At 75.1% G+C, this 18,660-nt stretch carries 17 protein-coding genes; 2 read left to right on the plus strand and 15 right to left on the minus strand.

The annotated features are described in order from the left end of the window. Positions 1–62: 62 nt before the first annotated feature. The 11 genes from aroB to BMW27_RS05175 all read right to left on the minus strand — a co-directional run bounded on the left by aroB (position 63) and on the right by BMW27_RS05175 (position 11,769). Complete coding sequence (gene aroB, locus BMW27_RS05125; protein ID WP_091440223.1) at positions 63–1,124, minus strand: 3-dehydroquinate synthase; 1,062 nt, start codon at positions 1,122–1,124, stop codon at positions 63–65. Next, entirely contained in the window at positions 1,121–1,699 is a 579-nt protein-coding gene (locus BMW27_RS05130) for a shikimate kinase (RefSeq protein ID WP_091440226.1), read from the minus strand. The genes aroB and BMW27_RS05130 overlap by 4 nt, the downstream gene beginning before the upstream one ends. Next, positions 1,696–2,889, minus strand: a complete 1,194-nt coding sequence (gene aroC / locus BMW27_RS05135) for a chorismate synthase (RefSeq protein ID WP_091440228.1) — start codon at positions 2,887–2,889, stop codon at positions 1,696–1,698. The genes BMW27_RS05130 and aroC overlap by 4 nt, the downstream gene beginning before the upstream one ends. A 78-nt stretch (positions 2,890–2,967) precedes the next feature. Beyond that, on the minus strand, positions 2,968–3,642 hold the full coding sequence (locus BMW27_RS05140; protein WP_091440230.1) for a prepilin peptidase: 675 nt from the start codon (positions 3,640–3,642) through the stop codon (positions 2,968–2,970). Between the two features lie 5 nt (positions 3,643–3,647). Then, positions 3,648–4,451, minus strand: coding sequence for a shikimate dehydrogenase (locus tag BMW27_RS05145; RefSeq protein WP_091441413.1), 804 nt, complete (start codon positions 4,449–4,451; stop codon positions 3,648–3,650). Continuing rightward, on the minus strand, positions 4,448–6,073 hold the full coding sequence (gene mltG, locus BMW27_RS05150) for an endolytic transglycosylase MltG (RefSeq protein WP_091440234.1): 1,626 nt from the start codon (positions 6,071–6,073) through the stop codon (positions 4,448–4,450). The genes BMW27_RS05145 and mltG overlap by 4 nt, the downstream gene beginning before the upstream one ends. A 73-nt stretch (positions 6,074–6,146) precedes the next feature. Beyond that, positions 6,147–6,815 carry a Holliday junction resolvase RuvX gene (gene ruvX / locus BMW27_RS05155; RefSeq protein ID WP_217638044.1) on the minus strand — a complete coding sequence of 223 codons (669 nt, stop codon included), beginning with the start codon at positions 6,813–6,815 and terminating at the stop codon, positions 6,147–6,149. A 5-nt stretch (positions 6,816–6,820) separates the two neighbouring features. Beyond that, positions 6,821–9,526 carry an alanine--tRNA ligase gene (alaS, locus tag BMW27_RS05160; protein ID WP_091440237.1) on the minus strand — a complete coding sequence of 902 codons (2,706 nt, stop codon included), beginning with the start codon at positions 9,524–9,526 and terminating at the stop codon, positions 6,821–6,823. Between the two features lie 59 nt (positions 9,527–9,585). Continuing rightward, the gene (locus tag BMW27_RS05165) at positions 9,586–9,864 is read right to left on the minus strand and encodes a hypothetical protein (RefSeq protein WP_091440240.1); all 279 of its coding nucleotides are present in this window, start codon (positions 9,862–9,864) and stop codon (positions 9,586–9,588) included. Next, positions 9,864–10,289, minus strand: coding sequence for a DUF948 domain-containing protein (locus BMW27_RS05170; protein WP_091155797.1), 426 nt, complete (start codon positions 10,287–10,289; stop codon positions 9,864–9,866). The genes BMW27_RS05165 and BMW27_RS05170 overlap by 1 nt, the downstream gene beginning before the upstream one ends. A gap of 148 nt (positions 10,290–10,437) precedes the next feature. Continuing rightward, complete coding sequence (locus BMW27_RS05175) at positions 10,438–11,769, minus strand: replication-associated recombination protein A (RefSeq protein ID WP_091440244.1); 1,332 nt, start codon at positions 11,767–11,769, stop codon at positions 10,438–10,440. 36 nt (positions 11,770–11,805) lie between these two features. Between BMW27_RS05175 and BMW27_RS05180 the strand changes: the two genes are divergently transcribed. Both BMW27_RS05180 and BMW27_RS05185 read left to right on the plus strand, forming a co-directional pair. Further along, entirely contained in the window at positions 11,806–12,663 is an 858-nt protein-coding gene (locus BMW27_RS05180; protein WP_091440247.1) for an aldo/keto reductase, read from the plus strand. A gap of 176 nt (positions 12,664–12,839) precedes the next feature. After that, the gene (locus tag BMW27_RS05185; protein ID WP_245743316.1) at positions 12,840–13,712 is read left to right on the plus strand and encodes a hypothetical protein; all 873 of its coding nucleotides are present in this window, start codon (positions 12,840–12,842) and stop codon (positions 13,710–13,712) included. Positions 13,713–13,796: 84 nt separating this feature from the next. Here the strand turns inward: BMW27_RS05185 and aspS are convergent, their stop codons facing one another. Genes aspS through BMW27_RS05205 form a run of 4 tightly spaced genes read right to left on the minus strand, consistent with a single transcriptional unit; the run spans position 13,797 to position 18,523 of the window. Further along, the gene (gene aspS / locus BMW27_RS05190; RefSeq protein WP_091440250.1) at positions 13,797–15,572 is read right to left on the minus strand and encodes an aspartate--tRNA ligase; all 1,776 of its coding nucleotides are present in this window, start codon (positions 15,570–15,572) and stop codon (positions 13,797–13,799) included. Positions 15,573–15,594: 22 nt separating this feature from the next. Beyond that, a complete protein-coding gene (locus BMW27_RS05195) occupies positions 15,595–16,575 on the minus strand; it encodes an aldo/keto reductase (protein WP_091440253.1) in 981 nt (326 codons plus the stop codon). 5 nt (positions 16,576–16,580) lie between these two features. Beyond that, a complete protein-coding gene (gene hisS, locus BMW27_RS05200) occupies positions 16,581–17,843 on the minus strand; it encodes a histidine--tRNA ligase (RefSeq protein WP_091440256.1) in 1,263 nt (420 codons plus the stop codon). After that, on the minus strand, positions 17,840–18,523 hold the full coding sequence (locus BMW27_RS05205) for an MBL fold metallo-hydrolase (protein ID WP_091440259.1): 684 nt from the start codon (positions 18,521–18,523) through the stop codon (positions 17,840–17,842). The genes hisS and BMW27_RS05205 overlap by 4 nt, the downstream gene beginning before the upstream one ends. Positions 18,524–18,660: the final 137 nt, after the last annotated feature.

Here is an 18,660-nt window from a genome sequence, read left to right on the forward strand (position 1 = left end):
GCTGGCGCTCGTCGCCGCCGTGCCGGAACGTGCTCCGTCCCTGCGTGACCTCGCGTGCTCGGTCACGCGGGCACTCCTCCACCGACGGCCGCCCACGCGGCGTCGAGCCAGCCCTGGTCGGGATCGGCGAGGATGCGCGGGTTGCCGATCCCGTCCAGGACGACGAACCGCAGCGAGGCGCCGCGGGCCTTCTTGTCCACCCGCATGACCGACTGGATGCGCTCCCAGTTCCCGGTGTAGCGGGTGGGCAGCCCCATCGCGGCGACCAACCGGGCGTGCCGGTCGACGTCGTCGCGGGTCAGCAGCCCGGCCTGGCCGGCCAGCTCGGCGGCGAAGACCAGGCCGACGGCGACCGCCTCACCGTGCCGCCAGCCGAAGTCCTCCACCCGCTCGATGGCGTGGCCCAGGGTGTGGCCGTAGTTGAGGAACTCCCGCACGCCGGTGTCGTAGAGGTCCTCCCCCACCGCGTCGGCCTTGACCTGCACCGCGCGCTCGATGAGCTCCTCGGTGTCGCGGCGGCCGGTCGGGTCGGCCTCGAGCAGGTCCAGGATGGCGGGGTCGGCGATGAAGCCGCACTTGACCACCTCGGCCATCCCGGCGCGGAACTCCGCCTCGGGCAGCCCGTCCAGCACGTCGGTGTCGGCCAGCACGGCGGCCGGTGGGTGGAAGGCGCCGACGAGGTTCTTGCCCGCGCCGGTGTTGATGCCGGTCTTGCCGCCCAGTGCGGCGTCCACCATGCCCAGCACGGTCGTGGGCACCTGGACGACCCGGACGCCGCGGGTCCAGGTCGCGGCGACGAAGCCGGCGAGGTCGGTGACCGCGCCGCCGCCCACCCCGACGACGGCGTCGGACCGGGTCAGCCCCAGCCGGCCGAGCTCCTCCCACACGCCGGCGGCGACCGCCGCGGTCTTGGCCGCCTCGCCGTCGGGGACGACGACCGCCTCGGCGGCCACCCCGGACGTCTGCAGCGTCTCCACGACCGCGCCGGCCAGCCCGGCCAGCGGCGGGGCGTGGACGACGGCGGCGCGCGCGGTGCCGTCCAGGACCAGGCCCAGCTCGTGCTGCGCCCCGGACCCGATGACGACGTCGTAGGGGCGGTCGCCGGGGACGGTCACCCGCCTCACGGCGTGGCCTCCGCGGGTACCGCGGCGGCGACCTCGTCGACGACCTCGCCGGGCTCGCGGCCGCCGGTCCGCACCGTGACGGTGGCGACCTCGGCGTACAGCGGGGCCCGGGCGGCGAGCAGGGTGCGCAGCGTGGCCCGGGGGTTGAGGCCGAGCACCGGGCGGCTGCGGCCCAGCCCCACCCGCTCGGCGGCGGAGGCCAGGTCGACGTCCAGCCACACGACGGTGCCGCCGGCCCGGGTGTAGCCGGCCAGCCGCTCGCGGGTGACGGCGCTGAGCACCGCGCCGCCGCCGAGGGCCAGGATCCCGTCGTGCTCCTCGATCGCGACCGCCACGGCCTGCTCCTCCAGCGCCCGGAAGTGCGGCTCGCCGAGGTCGACGAACAGGTCGGCCACCCGCTGGCCGGTACCGGCCTCGACGTCGGCGTCGGTGTCCCGGAACGGCACGCCGAGCCGGCCGGACAGCGCGGTGCCGACGGTGGTCTTGCCCGACGACGGCGGCCCGACCAGGACCAGCAGCGGGCGGCGCGCGGCGGTCGTCGGGGAGGCGGGGGTGCGGGGTCCGGCGGAGGTCATCGGATCGTCAGCGCGTCGAGGTAGGCGCGGGCGTTGCGGCGGGTCTCGGCCACCGAGTCGCCGCCGAACTTCTCCAGGGCGGCGTCGGCCAGCACCAGCGCCACCATCGCCTCCATGACGACGGCCCCGCGGGGCACCGCGCAGGCGTCGCTGCGCTGGTTGATGGCGACGGCCGGCTCGCCGGTGGCCACGTCGACGGTGGCCAGTGCCCGCGGCACCGTCGAGATCGGCTTCATCGCGGCGCGGACCCGCAGCACCTCGCCGTTGGTCATACCGCCCTCGATGCCGCCGGCGCGGTCCGACAGCCGCTGGATACGGGCCTCGCCGTCCGCACCGGGGGCCAGAACGATCTCGTCGTGGGCGACCGAGCCGCGGCGGCGGGCAGTCTCCAGCCCGTCGCCGACCTCGACGGCCTTCACCGACTGCACGCCCATCAGCGCGGCGGCCAGCCGGGAGTCCAGCCGGCGGTCCCAGTGCACGTGGCTGCCCAGGCCCGGCGGCAGGCCGTGCACGACCACCTCCACGACGCCGCCGAGGGTGTCGCCGTTCTTCCGGGCGTCGTCGACCTCGGCCACCATGACCGCGCTGGTGGCCGGGTCGGCGCAGCGCACCGAGTCCTCGTCGATGCGCGGGTTGTCACCCGGGCCGGGGAGCACGCCGTCGGGGACGACGACCGGGCCGATGCCGACCACGTGGCTGACCACCTCGACGCCGAGGGCCTGGCGCAGGAAGGCCCTCGCGATCGCGCCGAGGGCGACCCGGGCCGCGGTCTCCCGGGCGCTGGCCCGCTCCAGCACCGGCCGGGCGTCGTCGAAGCCGTACTTCTGCATGCCCGGGAGGTCGGCGTGGCCCGGCCGCGGTCGGGTGAGCGGGGCGTTGCGGGCCTGGCCGGCGAGCACCTCGGGGTCGACCGGGTCGGCGGACATGACCGTCTGCCACTTCGGCCACTCGGTGTTGCCCACCTGGACGGCGATCGGCCCGCCCTGGGTGAGCCCGTGCCGGATCCCGCCGGTCAGCGAGACGGTGTCCTGCTCGAAGGACATCCGGGCGCCGCGGCCGTGGCCGAGGCGGCGGCGGGCGAGGTCGACGTCGAGGTCGGGGGTCGAGACCTGCACACCGGCGGGCAGGCCCTCGAGGATGGCGGTGAGCTGCTGGCCGTGCGACTCACCGGCGGTCAGCCAGCGCAACATGACCGTGATTGTAGGAGGACCCCTTCCCCCATCCTCCGCGAGCTCGGGGACGGGGCCGCCGCGGAGGGGGCCACCCGCTCAGGTGGGCAGGGCCTGCCCCGGCAGGGCGAGGGCCAGCACCGCGCCCACCAGCAGCGGCGGCCCGAACGGCAGCGCGGTGCGCCAGCCGGCCCGCCCGGCGGCGACCAACGTCAGCGATGCCGCGGCCCCGGTCACCAGGCCGAGGAAGACCCCGGCCAGCAGCGCTCCCCAGCCCACCCAGCCGAGCACGAGACCGAGCAGACCCAGCAGCTTCACGTCGCCGAACCCGAGCCCGCGCGGGGAGAGGACGGCGGCGCCCGCGGCCAGTCCGAACGCGGCCGCCCCGGCCAGGACGGCGCGCAGCAGCGCCGGCCAGGTGCCGAGGGCGACGGCGTCGACCAGCAGCGCCGAGGTCACCGCCGCGTACGCCGGGACGGTCACCCGGTCGGGCAGCCGGTGCACCGCGAGGTCGACGGCCGCGAGGACGACCCCGGCGACCCCGACCCAGGCCAGCGCCACGGTGCCCGGCCGCAGCCCCCCGGCCAGCAGCGCGCCGGCCAGGACCAGCGCGACGAGGACGCCGGTGAGGGCGGTGCGCAGCGGGCTCGCCGACGCCGCGCCGTCCCGCCGGGCCAGCCGGACCGACACCCGCGCCAGCCACGGTCCCAGCGCCAGGCCCCCGAGGAGGGCCAGGGCGGCGACGACACCGGCCGGCAGGTCGGCCGTGGGCACGCCGGTCAGCGGAGGCCGACGGCGGCGTCGAGCGCGCCGCGCATGGCCACCAGGGGCGCGGGCTGCCCGGTCATGAGCTCCACCTGCGCGGTGGCCTGCCAGAACAGCATCTCCAGGCCGCCGACCACGGAGCCCCCGGCCGCGACGACGGCGCCGGCCAGCGGCGTCGGCCACGGGTCGTACAGGACGTCGAGCACGGTCTGGCCCGCCGTCCAGGGCAGCGCGGCCACCGCCTCCTGGCCGCCGACCGGCACGGTGCTCACCACGACGTCGGCGTCCACGACGGCCGACGTCAGCGACACCACCGTGGTCGGGACGCCGAGGGTGTCGAGCACCCGCAGCAGGTCGACGGCGCGGGCCGGCTCGCGGACGACGACGTCGACGTGCTCGGCACCCAGCGAGGCGAGCGCGACCGCGGCGGCTGCCGCCGTGCCCCCGGCGCCGACGATCGCGCCGCGGACCACCTCGGTGACCCCGGCCTGCTGGAGGGCGGTGCCGGCCCCGAGGACGTCGGTGTTCTCCGCCCGCCAGCCGGCCTCGGTGCGCACCAGCGTGTTGGCCGCGTGCAGCAGGCGCGGCAGCGGCTCCACCACGTCGGCGACGTCCACCGCGGCCTGCTTGCACGGCATCGTCACCGAGAAGCCGCGCCACTCCTCGCCGAGCCCGGCCAGCAGCACCGGCAGGTCGTCGGCGCCGACGTCGAGGGCGTCGTAGGTCCAGTCGTCGAGGCCCAGCGCCGCGTAGGCGGCCCGGTGCAGCAGCGGGGACAGGGAGTGGCCCACCGGGCGGCCGAGGACGGCCGCCCTCACCCGCCCGGCTGCTCGCGCAGCCACTGCTGGAACAGCAGCACGTTCTGCTGGTGCTCCTCGGCGGTGCGCGCGAAGCGGGTCTCGCCGGTGTCCGGGTCGATGACGACGAAGAAGCGCCAGTCACCCGCGGCCGGTGCGAGCACCGCCTCGATGGCCTGCTCGCCGGGGTTGCTGATCGCACCCGGCGGCAGCCCGGCGTGCACGTAGGTGTTGTACGGCGAGGGGTTGGCCCGGTCCTGCGGCGTCGTGGTGATCCCGGACTTGCCGTTGGCGTAGTTGACCGTGGTGTCCAGCTGCAGCGGCATGCCGTCGGCCAGCCGGTTCTCCAGCACGCGGGCCACCATGGCCATGTCGTCGGGCGAGGCGGCCTCGGCCTGCACGATGCTGGCCTTGGTGAGCACGGTCAGCCGGTCGGCCTCGGGCACCTGCAGCGCGTCGAGCGCCTGATCGGTCCGCCGGACCATGCCGCCGAGCACGTCGGCGGGGGTGTCGTCGGGCTCGATGTCGTAGGTGGCCGGGAACAGGAAACCCTCGAGCAGCCCGTTGGCGTAGGGCGGCAGCCCGAGCGCGACGGGGTCGGCGGCGACGGCCTGCAGCTCGGGCAGCGGCGTCCCGGTCTCCTCGGAGACCAGCGCCAGGGTGGCGGCCACGGTGAGCCCCTCCCGGACGGTGACCCGGGTGACCTGGCGGGCCTCGGGGTCGAGCAGCAGGTCCAGGGCGGCAGCGCCGCTCATCTGGGAGCGCAGGGCGTAGACGCCGGGCTGGATGCCGGTGGCGGCCGGCTCGGTCTCCGCGGCGTCGACGAACGGGCCGGGCGAGGCGATGACGCCCGCGGCGACGAGCGTGCGGGCGATGTCGCTGAGCGTGTCGCCGGAGGAGACCCGCACGTCGACGGTGCCGGTGCCCTGCCCGGCGAAGTCCTCGCCGCCCGGGTTGACCAGGCCGATGAGCGCCTTGCCGCCGTAGAAGATGCCGGCCACCAGACCGGCGAGGACCAGCAGCGAGACGATGGCGGCCAGCGGGCTGCGCCGGCGGCGCGGGCGCGGGCGGCGCCCGCCGCCGGGCGGCTCGTCGCCACCGTGGTCGTCGGCGTGGTGGTCGTCGGCGTGGTGGTCGTCGGCGTGGTGCTCGCGCTCGGCGCGGCGGTCGCGGCGCCGGCGGCGCACGTCGGAGGAGCCGGAGGCACCGAGCACCTCCAGCCCGCCGGCGGAGTCCGCGTCGTCCCACTCGTGCGGGTCGGCGAGGTGCACCGCCGTGTCGTCGTGGTGCGCGCCCGGGACGGCGGGGACGGCTCCCAGCCCGACCGTGGCGTCGTCGGCGGCGCCGTCGGGACGGTGCGGGAGCCGGGACCAGGCGCCCGCGGGCATCGGCGGCAGGTCGGGCAACGGCTCGGACGGGTGCGGCGGGCGATCGCCGGCGCGCGCGGTCGGGCCGGGCAACGGCCCGGTGCTGCGGTCGTCGTCGGCCCGGCGGCGCCGCGGCGCCGGACCGGGGGGCCGGCCCCCGTCCCCGCCCGGCGGCCGGCTCGGCATCGACGCCAGCCAGGCGGACGCGGGCACGCCGCTCGGGGAGTCGGGAGAGGCGTGCCGACCCCGCCGCCCCGGCGGGGTCGGGCCGGTCACGCTGCCTCCTCGCTGGCGCTCGCCGGTCGCGCGACCGGCGGTGCCGTGCCCCTGCGTGGACTCGCGAGCTCGTTCACGAGCGCTCCTGCTGCGCGTCCAGATAGGCCTGGAGGATGACCACGGCGGCGGCCTGGTCGATCACCGAACGCTGGCGGCGGCTGTCCAGACCGTTCGCCCGGAGGGAACTGGCTGCGGTCACGGTGGAGAGCCTTTCGTCGACGAGGTGCACGGGCACCGAGCCGATGCGCCCGGCGAGTGCCCGAGAGTAGGCACGCGCCTCCTTCGCCGACGCGCCCGACGCACCCGAGAGGTGCCTCGGCTCCCCCACGATCACCTCTGTCACCTCGTGTTCCGCGACGAGGGCGGCGATGCGGTCGAGGTCGGACTCGTCCCGGGCCCGCTGCACCGTCTCCAGCGGGCTGGCGAGGGTGCCGGTGGGGTCGGAGATCGCCACGCCGACGCGCACGGTGCCGACGTCGATGCCGAGCCGGCGCCCCTGCCGCCTCGGGCGGGGCGGGATCGGCAGGCCGCCCGGCAGCCCCCCGGACAGGTCGATCTGGGCGGTCTCGTGGCGCACCGGCGGGAACCCGGCGCGCAGGTCGATCTGCTCGGTCGCGTGGTGGACCGGCTGCGGGGGCTGGGGAGGCGGTGTCGCGCGCGGCCGCGACGGGGGGACGGCGGGCCGTCCCCGCATCGGGCGCTCGCCGGCCGGACCGGTCTGGTCGGGGTGCTGGTCGGGCACTCCGCTCACCTCCCTGCGGCGGTCACGACCGCCTGTTCGCCGGCCTGCAGGGCCGCTGGGATGCCCGCGGGGTCGGTACCGCCCCCCTGGGCCACGTCTGGCTTGCCGCCACCGCGTCCGCCGACCGGGGCCGCCGCGGCTCGCAGCACGTCGCTGGCGGTGAGCCCGCGCTCCTGTGCGGCCGGGTTGAGGGCCGCCACGAGAGCCACCTTGCCCCCGGACTCGGACGCGAGCAAGACCACCGCCGGCCGGTCGGCGGACAGCCGCCCCCGGACGTCGAGGGCCAGTGTGCGCAGGTCTCCACCGGCCAGTCCGCTCGGCGCGCCGGTGACCACCGCCACCCCGCCGACGTCGCGGGCGCCGGCGGCGAGCTCCCCGGCCGCGGCCAGGGTCTGCTGCGCGCGCAGCTCGGCGAGCTCCTTGTCGACGTCGCGGAGCCGGGCCAGCATGCCGCTGACCCGCTCGACCAGGTCGTCGGTGGGCGTCTTGAGCAGCTCACCGAGCTGACGCACCAGGTCGCGCTCGCGGGCCAGGTACCGGAAGCCCTCGAGGCCGACGACGGCCTCCACCCGGCGGGAGCCCGAGCCGACCGACGACTCGCCGGTCAGCGCGAGCGTGCCGATCTGGGCGCTGCCCTGCACGTGGGTGCCACCGCAGAGCTCGCGCGACCACGGGCCGCCGATCTCCACGACGCGGACCTGCTCGCCGTAGGTCTCGCCGAACAGGGCCAGCGCGCCGACGGCCTGGGCCTCGGGCAGCGTCATGTAGGTGGCCCTGACCCGGTGGTCGGCGCGGACGGCGGCGTTGGCGACGTCCTCGATGTCGTGCCGCTGCTGGGCTGACAGCGCGCCCTGCCAGGCGAAGTCCAGCCGCAGGTAGCCGGGCCGGTTGTAGGAGCCCGACTGCAGCGCCTGCGGGCCGAGCACCTGGCGCAGCGCCGCGTGCACCACGTGGGTGCCCGAGTGCGCCTGGCAGGCCGACAGCCGCCACTCGCGGTCGACCTCGGCGGTCAGCTCGGCACCCTCGCGCAGCTCGCCCTCGAGCACTCGCACCTGGTGGGCGACCAGGCCCTTGACCGGGCGCTGCACGTCGAGCACCTCGGCGCGCCCGCCGTCCCAGGTCAGGACGCCCGCATCGGCCACCTGGCCGCCGGACTCGGCGTAGAACGGCGTGCGGTCCAGCACCACGCGGGTGACCTCGCCCGGCCCGGCGGGAGTGCCCGGGGCGTCCTCCTCGGCGGCCAGCTCGGAGACCAGGCCGAGCACGCGGGAGTCGGTGCGCAGCGTGTCGTAGGCCCGCCAGTCGGTGGGCCCGTGGTCGGCCAGCAGCCGCCGGTAGGCCAGCGCGTCGACCGAGCCGGTCTTCTTGGCGCGGGCGTCGGCGCGGGCCCGGTCCCGCTGCTGCTGCATGAGCGCGCGGAAGCCGTCCTCGTCGACGGTCACGCCCTGCTCGGCGGCCATCTCGAGGGTGACGTCGATCGGGAAACCGTAGGTGTCGTGCAGCGAGAACGCCTGCTCACCGGAGAGGGACGGCGTCCCCGCGGCCCGCGCCTCGCGCACCGCGGTGTCGAACAGCGCCGTCCCGGAGGTCAGCGTGCGGCGGAACGCCTCCTCCTCGGCGTAGGCGACGCTCGAGATGCGGGCGAAGTCGGTCTCCAGCTCCGGGTAGCTGGCCTTCATCGCGTCCCTGGACACCGGCAGCAGCGCGGGCAGCGTGGCCTCGTCGACGCCGAGCAGCTTCATCGAGCGGACGGCGCGGCGCAGCAGCCGGCGCAGGATGTAGCCGCGGCCCTCGTTGCCGGGGGTCACGCCGTCGCCGATGAGCATCAGCCCGCTGCGCACGTGGTCGGCCACGACCCGCAGCCGGACGTCGGTTTCGTGGCCTCCCGGCCCACCCGCGCCGTAGCGCACCCCGGCGATCTCGGCGGCCCGGTGCAGCACCGGGGCGACCTCGTCGATCTCGTAGAGGTTGTCGACGCCCTGCAGCAGGTAGGCCACCCGCTCCAGGCCCATGCCGGTGTCGATGTTCTTCTTCGGCAGCTCGCCGACGATCCGGAAGTCCTCCTTGCTCCGGACGTCGGTGAGCTCGTACTGCATGAAGACGAGGTTCCAGATCTCCAGGAACCGGTCTCCGGCCGTGTCGACCAGCGGGCCGCCGTCCGGGCCGAACTGCGGGCCCCGGTCGTAGTAGATCTCGCTGCACGGGCCGCCCGGGCCGGGCTGGCCGGTGTGCCAGTAGTTGTCCTTCTTGCCCAGCCGCTGGATCCGCTCGACCGGCAGGCCCGCGATCCGGTGCCACGCCTCGGCGGCCTCGTCGTCGTCCAGGTAGACGGTCACCCAGATCTTCTCCGGGTCGAAGCCGAGCCCGCCGTCGTCCACCGAGCCGGTGACGAGCTCCCAGGCGTGCTGGATCGCCCCCTCCTTGAAGTAGTCACCGAAGGAGAAGTTGCCGTTCATCTGGAAGAACGTGCCGTGGCGGGTGGTCTTGCCCACCTCCTCGATGTCGAGGGTGCGCACGCACTTCTGCACGCTGGTCGCCCGCGGGTAGGGCGCCGGCTCCCGGCCGGTGAGGTACGGGATGAACGGCACCATGCCGGCCACGGTGAACAGCAGGGACGGGTCCGGGGAGACCAGCGAGGCACTGGGGACGACGGTGTGCCCGCGGCTGGCGAAGTGCTCGAGGAAACGGCGGCGGATCTCGGCGGTCTGCATGTCCTACTCGGTCTGGGAGGCGCGGCCGGCCGGCGTGCGGCCGCCCGCGGGGAGGGGACTCAGCGGTCGGTGGCGTGCCGGCCGGGCAGCTGGGCCTGGCCGGGCTCGGGCAGCGGGGCGTCCAGGCCGGTGCCGGCGCGGAGCTCCACCTCCCGCTCGGCCATCGCCGCGCGCACGTCGGCTCCGAAGTCGCCGATGGCGTCGGCCAGGTCGCGCAGGCCCTCGGCGATCGAGCCGCCGATGCCGGCGGGGGTCATCCTCTCCGCCGCGGCGGACACCTTGCGGACGACGAGCACGCCGATGGTGACGCCCATCGCCAGCCAGAACAGCCGGCGCATCAGGCGGCCCGCCGGGCGGCACGGCGCGAGCGGCGCTCGGCCTTGTCACGGGCGGCGGCGTCGGCGATCGCCTGACCCTCGCGCTTCTTGCGGGCGGCGCTGCGCACGCCGTAGCTGAACGCGGCCACCTTGATCAGCGGGCTGCCGAGGGTGGCGGCGACGACGCTGGTGAGGGCGGCGACGTTGCTCGACACGTTGGCGGCGTTGCCGGTGATGTCGTCGACCCGCTCGAGGTTGCTGTTGACGTGGGCGACCGTCGTCGACGCCTGGCTCAGGATCGGCCCGCTCTGCTCCCGGGTCTGCCGGATGGTCAGCGTCGCCTCGTCCAGCGTGCGACCCAGCTTGAGGATCGGGACGGCGAGCAGCACCACCAGCAGCACCAGCGCCAGCGCTGCGATCAGTCCGGCCCACTCTCCTGCGGACACCCGGTCCTCCTGGTTCTTCGGCCGTGCTTCTCGGCGATGTGGTTCCTCCGGCGTCCAGGTCCGCCCCGCCGGCGCCGCCGGCGGGCGTCGGCCCGGCGTGGCCACACTAGTCGGGGGCCCGGGCGCCCGTCTGTGCCCCGCCGGGAGCTCAGCGGCCGCGCCGGACGATCGCCCGCAGCTTGGCCAGGCGCGCCCCGATCGTGGCCTCGGCCCCCCGGTTCGTGGGCCGGTAGTAGTCCTTGCCCACCAGCGCGTCCGGCGGGTACTGCTGCGGCACCACGCCGTCGGGGTGAGCGTGCGGGTAGACGTAGGTCCCGCCGTGGCCGAGCTTCTTCGCGCCGGCGTAGTGCGCGTCGCGCAGCCCCGGGGGCACCGGACCGGCGAGCCCCGCGCGCACGTCGGCGACGGACTCGCCCATGCCCACGGTGACGGCGTTGGACTTCGGCGCCGTGGCCAGGTGGACGACCGCCTGGGCCAGCGGGAAGTGGCCCTCCGGCATGCCGATGAAGGCCACCGCCTCCGCGGCGGCGACCGCGGTGAGCAGCGCCGTCGGGTCGGCCATGCCGATGTCCTCGCTGGCGGAGATGACCAGCCGGCGGGCGATGAACCGCGGGTCCTCCCCCGCCTCCACCATGCGGGCCAGGTAGTGCAGCGCGGCGTCGACGTCGCTGCCGCGGATCGACTTGATGAGCGCGCTGGCGACGTCGTAGTGCTGGTCGCCCTGCCGGTCGTAGCGCACCGCGGCCTGCGCCACCGCCGTCTCCAGGGTGGCGAGGTCGATCTCGGTCAGCCCCGCGGCCAGCGCGGCACCGGCGCCGGACTCCAGCGCGGTGAGCGCCTTGCGCCCGTCCCCACCGGCGATGCGGACCAGGTGCTCCTCGGCCTCCGGGCTCAGCGTCACCGCGCCGTCGAGGCCGCGATCGCTGGTGAGGGCGCGGCGCAGCAGGCTGCGGACGTCGTCGTCCGACAGCGGCTGCAGGGCCAACACCAGGCTGCGGGACAGCAACGGGCTCACCACGGAGAAGAAGGGGTTCTCGGTGGTCGCGGCGATCAGGCTGACGATCCGGTCCTCGACCGCCGAGAGCAGGCTGTCCTGCTGGGTCTTGGAGAAGCGGTGCACCTCGTCGATGAACAGCACGGTGCGCCGGCCGGCGTAGGTCAGCTCGCGCTTGGCGCTCGCGATGACCGCGCGGACCTCCTTGACCCCGGCGTCGAGGGCCGACAGCTGCACGAACTGCCGCTTGGTGGCCAGCGAGATGACGTGCGCCAGCGTGGTCTTGCCGGTGCCCGGCGGGCCGTAGAGCACCAGCGACATCGGCTCGTCCGCCTCGACCAGGCGGCGCAGCGGCGCCCGGGGGCCCAGCAGGTGGGACTGGCCGACGACCTCGTCCAGCGACCGCGGCCGCATGCGGACGGCGAGCGGCGCACCCGGGTCGACGCCGGAGGCCTCCTGCGCCGGGTCGTCGAACAGCGAACTCACGGGTGGGAACGCTACCCGCGGGGCACGACAGCCCCCGTGCAGCAGCGACGCATCGGAGACCAGACCGTCAGCGCCATCGGGCTCGGGGCGATGCCCCTGTCGACCAAGGACGACCGGCCCGCACCGGAGGACGCCCAGGCGGTGGTGCACGCCGCGCTCGACGCCGGCGTCACCCTGGTCGACACCGCCGACGCCTACGCGCGCGACGAGGCGGAGTTCGGCCACAACGAGTCCCTGGTGGCCGCGGCGCTGGCCTCCTACGGCGGCGACACGTCGTCGGTGCTCGTCGCCACCAAGGGCGGGCACACCCGGCGCGGGTCGGACTGGGAGCTCGACGGGTCGCCGTCGTACCTGCGCCGGGCCTGCGAGGACTCGCTGCGCCGGCTGGGCGTCGACGCGATCGGGCTCTACCAGTACCACCGGCCGGACCCGGGGACGCCCTGGGAGGACTCGATGGGCGCGCTGCGGCAGCTGGCCGACGACGGGCTGGTGCGCATGGTGGGCATCTCCAACGCCGACATCGCGCAGATCGACGTCGCCCGCTCGATCGTCGGCCCCGCGCTGGCGAGCGTGCAGAACCAGTTCTCCCCCGGCTGGCGGTTCTCCGCCGACGAGCTGGCCCACTGCGCGGCGCACGGGCTGGCGTTCATCCCCTGGAGCCCGTTCGGCGGGGTGACGGCGGCCGGCTCGCTGTCGTCGACCGCGCCGGCGTTCGCCGAGGTCGCCGGGAAGCTGGGCGTCTCGGTGTACCGGGTGACGCTGGCCTGGCACCTGGCCCAGTCCGACGTCGTCGTCCCGATCCCGGGCGCCTCGCGGCCGTCGTCCATCCAGGACTCCGCGGCCGCCACGGACCTGCAGCTGACCGCCGAGCAGCTGGCCCGCCTGTCCGCCTGACGCCCCCTGCCGCCCGATCCGCCGTGATCATCGGCGAGTGGCTGTCCCTGTCGGAGAGTCGGACAGCCAGCCGCCGATGATCACGGCAGAGGAACCACTGTCCACAGGACCGAGGCTGCTCCACAGTCGTCCGGCGGGTCGTCCCTGAGCGGTGCTGCCACTGCAGCGTCGGCCGCGTGTCCCTGCCTCTGGCCTTCACCGCTGCCTCCGCCCGCGCTGCCGGACTGACCCGGGCCCAGCTGCGCAGCCCACGGTTCGTCCGCCTGGCTCATGACTTCGTCGTGTGTCTGGACGACGCCATCGACCGACGGGAACGCCTCGCACTGCTCGCCGGCCTGCTCCCTGCGGACGCCGCTTACAGTCACCGCACTGCAGCAGCGCTCCTCGGGACGCACGTCGACCTGCCGATCCGCGCCCACGTCACCATGACGCCGCGCCGGGTGCTCCCCCAACGCGCCGAGTTCGTCGTCCACACGCGCCGGCTCACCGGTGAGGACGTCGTCGTGCACCGCGGCCTCCGAACGACGTCCGGAGCGCAGACCTGGCTCGATCTCGCCGAGCGCCTGCCGCCGCATGAACTCGTCGCAGTGGGTGACGCGCTAATGCGCGGCGGTCACCTGCCGGCTGAGGCGCTCGCCCGTCGTCTGGATCGTGCGACGCGGGTCCGCGGTGTGGCTCGCGCCCGGCAGTGCGCACCCCTCCTCACGCCGCTGTCGATGTCACGTCCGGAGAGCCTGGTGCGGTACTGGCTGGTGACCAGTGACCTGCCGGACCCGCAACCGCAGGTCGACGTCCGTGATCGCTGGGGCCGGGTCGTGGCCCACGGCGACCTCGGGTACGAGGAGTGGGGAGTGCTGCTCGAGTACGAGGGTCGGCAGCACGCGGAACCCGAGCAGTTCGGCAAGGACATCGACCGCTACTCGTTGATGGCGGCGGACGGCTGGCTGGTGCTCCGCTTCGCTGCACGGCACGCGGAGTCACCGACGGTGGTCGTCGACCGCACGCGACGAGCCCTCACGAGTCGAGGCTGGAGGCCCGGCGCGCGTTGATCATCGGCAGATGGTGACCCGACACGCCGGGCGGGTCATGCACCTGGCGATGATCAACTGCTCGCTCGGGTGGCGGGGGCGACGTCAGCGGGTCGGGTCGGTCGGCCCCGGGGCGCCGGGCTCGCCGGGCAGCGCCGGCTCCTCGGGCTTCGCGTCGATGCCGGCCTCCTTGCGCTGCGCCTCGGTGATCGGCGTCGGCGCACCGGTCAGCGGGTCGAAGCCGGCGCCGGTCTTCGGGAAGGCGATGACCTCGCGGATCGACTCCACCCCGGCCAGCAGCGCACAGGTGCGATCCCAGCCGATCGCGGCGCCCGCGTGCGGGGGTGGGCCGTAGGCGAACGCCTCGAGGAAGAAGCCGAACCGCTCGCGGGCCTCCTCGCGGGACATCCCGAGGGTCTCGAAGACCCGCTCCTGCAGGTCCGGGTCGGCGATGCGGACCGAGCCGCTGGCCAGCTCGTTGCCGTTGCACACCAGGTCGTAGGCGTCGGACAGCGCGGCGCCCCTGTCCTCGGCGAAGCGGTCCCGCCACTCCGGCGTGGGCGAGGTGAACGGGTGGTGCATGAAGGTCCACTCGCCGTCCTCGGTCTCCTCGAACATCGGGAAGTCGACGACGAAGAGGAACGACCAGGAGCCGGGCTCGATCAGCTCCAGCCGGCGGGCGATCTCGTTGCGCGCCGCACCCAGCAGCTCCTGCGCCTGCCGGCGCGCGCCCGCGGCGAAGAACACGCAGTCGCCGGGCTGCGCCCCGACCGCCTCGACCAGCCCGGAACGCTCCTCCTCGGAGATGTTCTTGGCGACCGGTCCGCCCAGCGCGCCGTCCTCGCCGACCGTCACGTAGGCCAGGCCCCGGTGTCCGCGGGACTTCGCCCAGTCCTGCCACGCGTCGAACGCCCGCCGCGGCTGCGACCCGCCGCCGGGCATCACGATCGCGCCGACGTAGGGCGCCTGGAACACCCGGAACGGGGTCCGGGCGAAGTACTCCGTCAGCTCGGTCAGCTCGATGCCGAAGCGCAGGTCGGGCTTGTCCGAGCCGAAGCGGTCCATCGCCTCGCGGTAGCTCATCCGCGGGATCTCGGGGACCTCGTGGGCGGCCAGCTCGCGCCACAGCGCCCGGACGACGTCCTCCACCACCGCGAGGACGTCGTCGCGTTCCACGAAGCTCATCTCGAAGTCCAGCTGGGTGAACTCCGGCTGCCGGTCGGCCCGGAAGTCCTCGTCCCGGAAGCAGCGGGCGATCTGGTAGTAGCGCTCCAGCCCGCCGATCATCAGCAGCTGCTTGAACAGCTGCGGGGACTGCGGCAGCGCGTACCACTTGCCCGGCTGCAGCCGCACCGGGACGACGAAGTCGCGGGCACCCTCCGGCGTCGAGCGGGTCAGGTCCGGCGTCTCGACCTCGACGAAGCCGTGGCTGGCCATGACCCCGCGGGCGACCCGGTTGACCTCCGAGCGCAGCCGCAGCACCCGGGCCGGGCCCTGCCGACGCAGGTCGAGGTAGCGGTACCGGTAGCGGACGTCGTCCGAGGCGGCCTGGTCGGTCTCGATCGGGAACGGCAGCGGCGCCGAGGACGACAGCACCCGGAGCTCGGCCGCGGCCACCTCGATCTCGCCGGTCGGCAGCTCCGGGTTCTCGTTGCCCTCGGGACGGCGGCGCACCTCGCCGGTGACCAGCACGCAGAACTCGTTGCGGAGGGCGTGCGCCTCCTCCTCGCGGACGACGACCTGGACGTAGCCCGAGGCGTCGCGCAGGTCGACGAAGACGACGCCGCCGTGGTCCCGGCGGCGGGCCACCCAGCCGGCGAGGGTGACGGGGGAACCGGCGTCGGACGCGCGCAGCGTGCCGGCGTCGTGGGTGCGGAGCACTAGAGGGCCTTTCGGGTGGAAGTCACCAGCGGTCGTGGACGTGGGCGCGGATGCGCTCGTCGTAGACGCGCTCGAGGTCGGAGAGCTGGGCGTCGGTGAGCGGGGGCAGCTCGGCGGCGGCGACGTTCCCGTGGACCTGCTCGACGGTCCGCGCGCCGGGGATCACCGTGGTGACGCCCGGCTGGTCGATCACCCAGCGCAGCGCGAACGCCGCCGTGGGCGCGTCCCCGGCGATCGCGGCGACCTCCCGGGCGGCCGCCACACCGACCTCGAAGGGCACCCCGGAGAAGGTCTCGCCGACGTCGAAGGCCTCGCCGTTGCGGTTGAAGTTCCGGTGGTCGTCGGGCGCGAACGTCGTCGACTCGTCGTACTTGCCGGTCAGCAGGCCGCTGGCCAGCGGCACCCGCGCGAGGACGCCGACCCCGGCCTTGGCGGCCGCGGGCAGCAGCTCCTCCAGCGGCTTGCGCCGGAAGACGTTGAGGATCACCTGGATGGTCTGCACGCCGGGGTGCTCCAGCGCGGTCAGCCCCTCGGCGACGGTCTCCACGGACACGCCGTAGGCCGCGATCGCACCGTCGGCCACCATCGCGTCGAGCGCGTCGTACACCCGGTGGTCGCTGTAGACCGCCGGCGGCGGGCAGTGCAGCTGCACCAGGTCCAGGGTCTCGACGCCCAGGTTGCGGCGCGAGCGGTCGATCCAGGCCCGCAGGTTCTCCGGTGTGTACTGCGCGGCCTCGAACGGGTCGGCGCGGCGGCCGGCCTTGGTCGCCACGAACGGCCGGTCGGACCGGGCGACCAGCGCCCTGCGGATGCGCTCCTCGGACCGGCCGTCGCCGTAGACGTCGGCGGTGTCGAGCAGGGTGACCCCGGCGTCGAGCGCCGCGTCGAGGACCTCGGCGGCGCTGTCGTCGTCGACGTCCCCCCAGTCCCCGCCCAGCTGCCAGGTCCCCAGGCCGACGACGCTGACGTCGGCACCCGTCCGGCCCAGTGGCCGCTGCTCCATGGAAGTCACTCCCCCACGCTCGCACGCACCGTCTCGAACAGCTCGCCCACGGGGACGGGGCGCTGCTCGCCGGTGCGCATGTCCTTGAGCTGGCCGACGCCCTCGGCCAGGTCTCGTTCGCCGATGACGACGACGTGCGAGGCGCCCGACCGGTCGGCGGCCTTCATCGCGCCCTTGAGGCCGCGCCCGCCGTAGACGGTGTCCGCGGAGACGCCGGCCTGGCGCAGCTGCCCGACGAGGCGCACCGACAGCCGCCTGGCCTCCTCGCCCAGCGGGACGACGAACGCCTGCACGCCCGTTGCCGTCCCCACGTCGAGGCCCTCGGCCTGGACCGCCAGCAGGGTGCGGTCGACGCCGACGGCGTAACCGATGCCCGAGACGTCCGGGCCGCCGAGCGCGGCCGACAGGCCGTCGTAGCGCCCGCCGCCGCCGATCGCCGACTGCGCGCCGAGCCCGTTGTGCACGAACTCGAACGTCGTCTTCGTGTAGTAGTCCAGCCCCCGCACCAGCCGCGGCGCCTCGGTCCAGGTCACGCCGAGGTCGGTCAGGTGCTGGCGGACGGCGTCGTAGTGCGCCCTGGTGGAGTCCGAGAGGTGGTCGACCATCAGCGGCGCGTCGTCCAGCTGCGCCTGCACCTCGGGCCGCTTGTCGTCGAGCACCCGCAGCGGGTTGATCTCCGCCCGGCGCCGGGTCTCCTCGTCGAGGTCCAGCTTGTCCAGGTAGCCGACCAGCTGCTCGCGGTACTGCGGGCGGCAGGTCGCGTCGCCCAGCGAGGTCAGCAGCAGCTCGAAGTCGGTGAGCCCCAGGTCGCGGAAGCCCTGCACGCCCAGCGCCACCACCTCGGCGTCCAGCGCCGGGTCGTCGACGCCGAGCGCCTCCATGTCGACCTGGGTGAAGTGCCGGTAGCGACCGGCCTGCGGGCGCTCGTAGCGGAACGCCGAGCCCACCGTCCACAGCTTGACCGGCAGCGCGCCGGTGTGCAGCCGGTGCTCGATGAAGGCCCGCATCAGCCCGGCGGTGAGCTCCGGGCGCAGGGTCAGCGAGCGGCCGCCGCGGTCGTCGAAGGTGTACATCTCCTTCGTCACGACGTCGGTGGACTCGCCCACACCCCGGGAGAACACCTCGGTGTGCTCGAACACCGGCGTCTCGACGTAGCCGTACCCGGCCCGCCGCAGCGGTGCGGTCAGCGTCTCCCGGACGGCGAGGAACCGCTCGGACGCCGGCGGCAGGACGTCGAAGGTGCCCTTCGGGGCGGTCAGGCCGCTCACAGCCCGCGGCCCTTCGGAGCGCTCGCCGCCTGGGCGAGGAAGGGGTTCGTCGCCCGCTCCCGGCCGATCGTCGTCGCGGGACCGTGCCCGGGCAGCACCACCGTCCCGTCGTCCAGCGGCAGGACGACGTCCTGCAGTGAGCGCAGCATGTCCTCCCACGACCCGCCGGGCAGGTCGACCCGGCCCACGGAGCCGGCGAAGAGCACGTCGCCGGCCAGCAGCCCCGGAGCCTCCCCCAGGTCGAGGGAGAAGACGACCGAGCCCCGGGTGTGCCCGGGCGCGTGCCGCACCGTCAGTTCGACGCCGGCCAGCGACAGCACCGCGCCGTCGTCGAGCGGCTCCACGTCGGTGGGGTCGGGCAGCCGGACGCCGGTGATCAGCGGCGCCAGCTGCGGGCCGTGCCAGCGCGCGGGGTCGCTGAGCATCCCGGAGTCGGCCGGGTGCAGGTAGGCGGGGATGCCGTAGCCGTCGCACACCGGCAGCACGGAGAAGGTGTGGTCGAGGTGGCCGTGGGTGAGGACGACGGCGACCGGCTTGAGGCCGTCGTCGGCCAGCAGGCGGGCCAGCGGCTCGACGGCGTCCATGCCGGGGTCGACCACCACGCACTCCTGCCGGGGCCCGGAGGCGACGGCGTAGCAGTTGGTGCCGAACGCGCCGGCCGGGAACGAGCGGATGAGCACCCGTGCAGGTTACGCGGGGCCTCCGCGCCGCTCCGGGCCTCTCCGGTGCCGGGGAACGGTCGGGCCCGGCACCTAGACTCGGGGTCCGACCAGCGGGGTGCGGGCGCACCCGGACGTCCCCCCGCAGCCGTGCGTCT

It is taken from the genome of Geodermatophilus poikilotrophus (assembly GCF_900111455.1).
In the GTDB taxonomy this organism is placed as follows: Bacteria; Actinomycetota; Actinomycetes; order Mycobacteriales; family Geodermatophilaceae; genus Geodermatophilus; species Geodermatophilus poikilotrophus.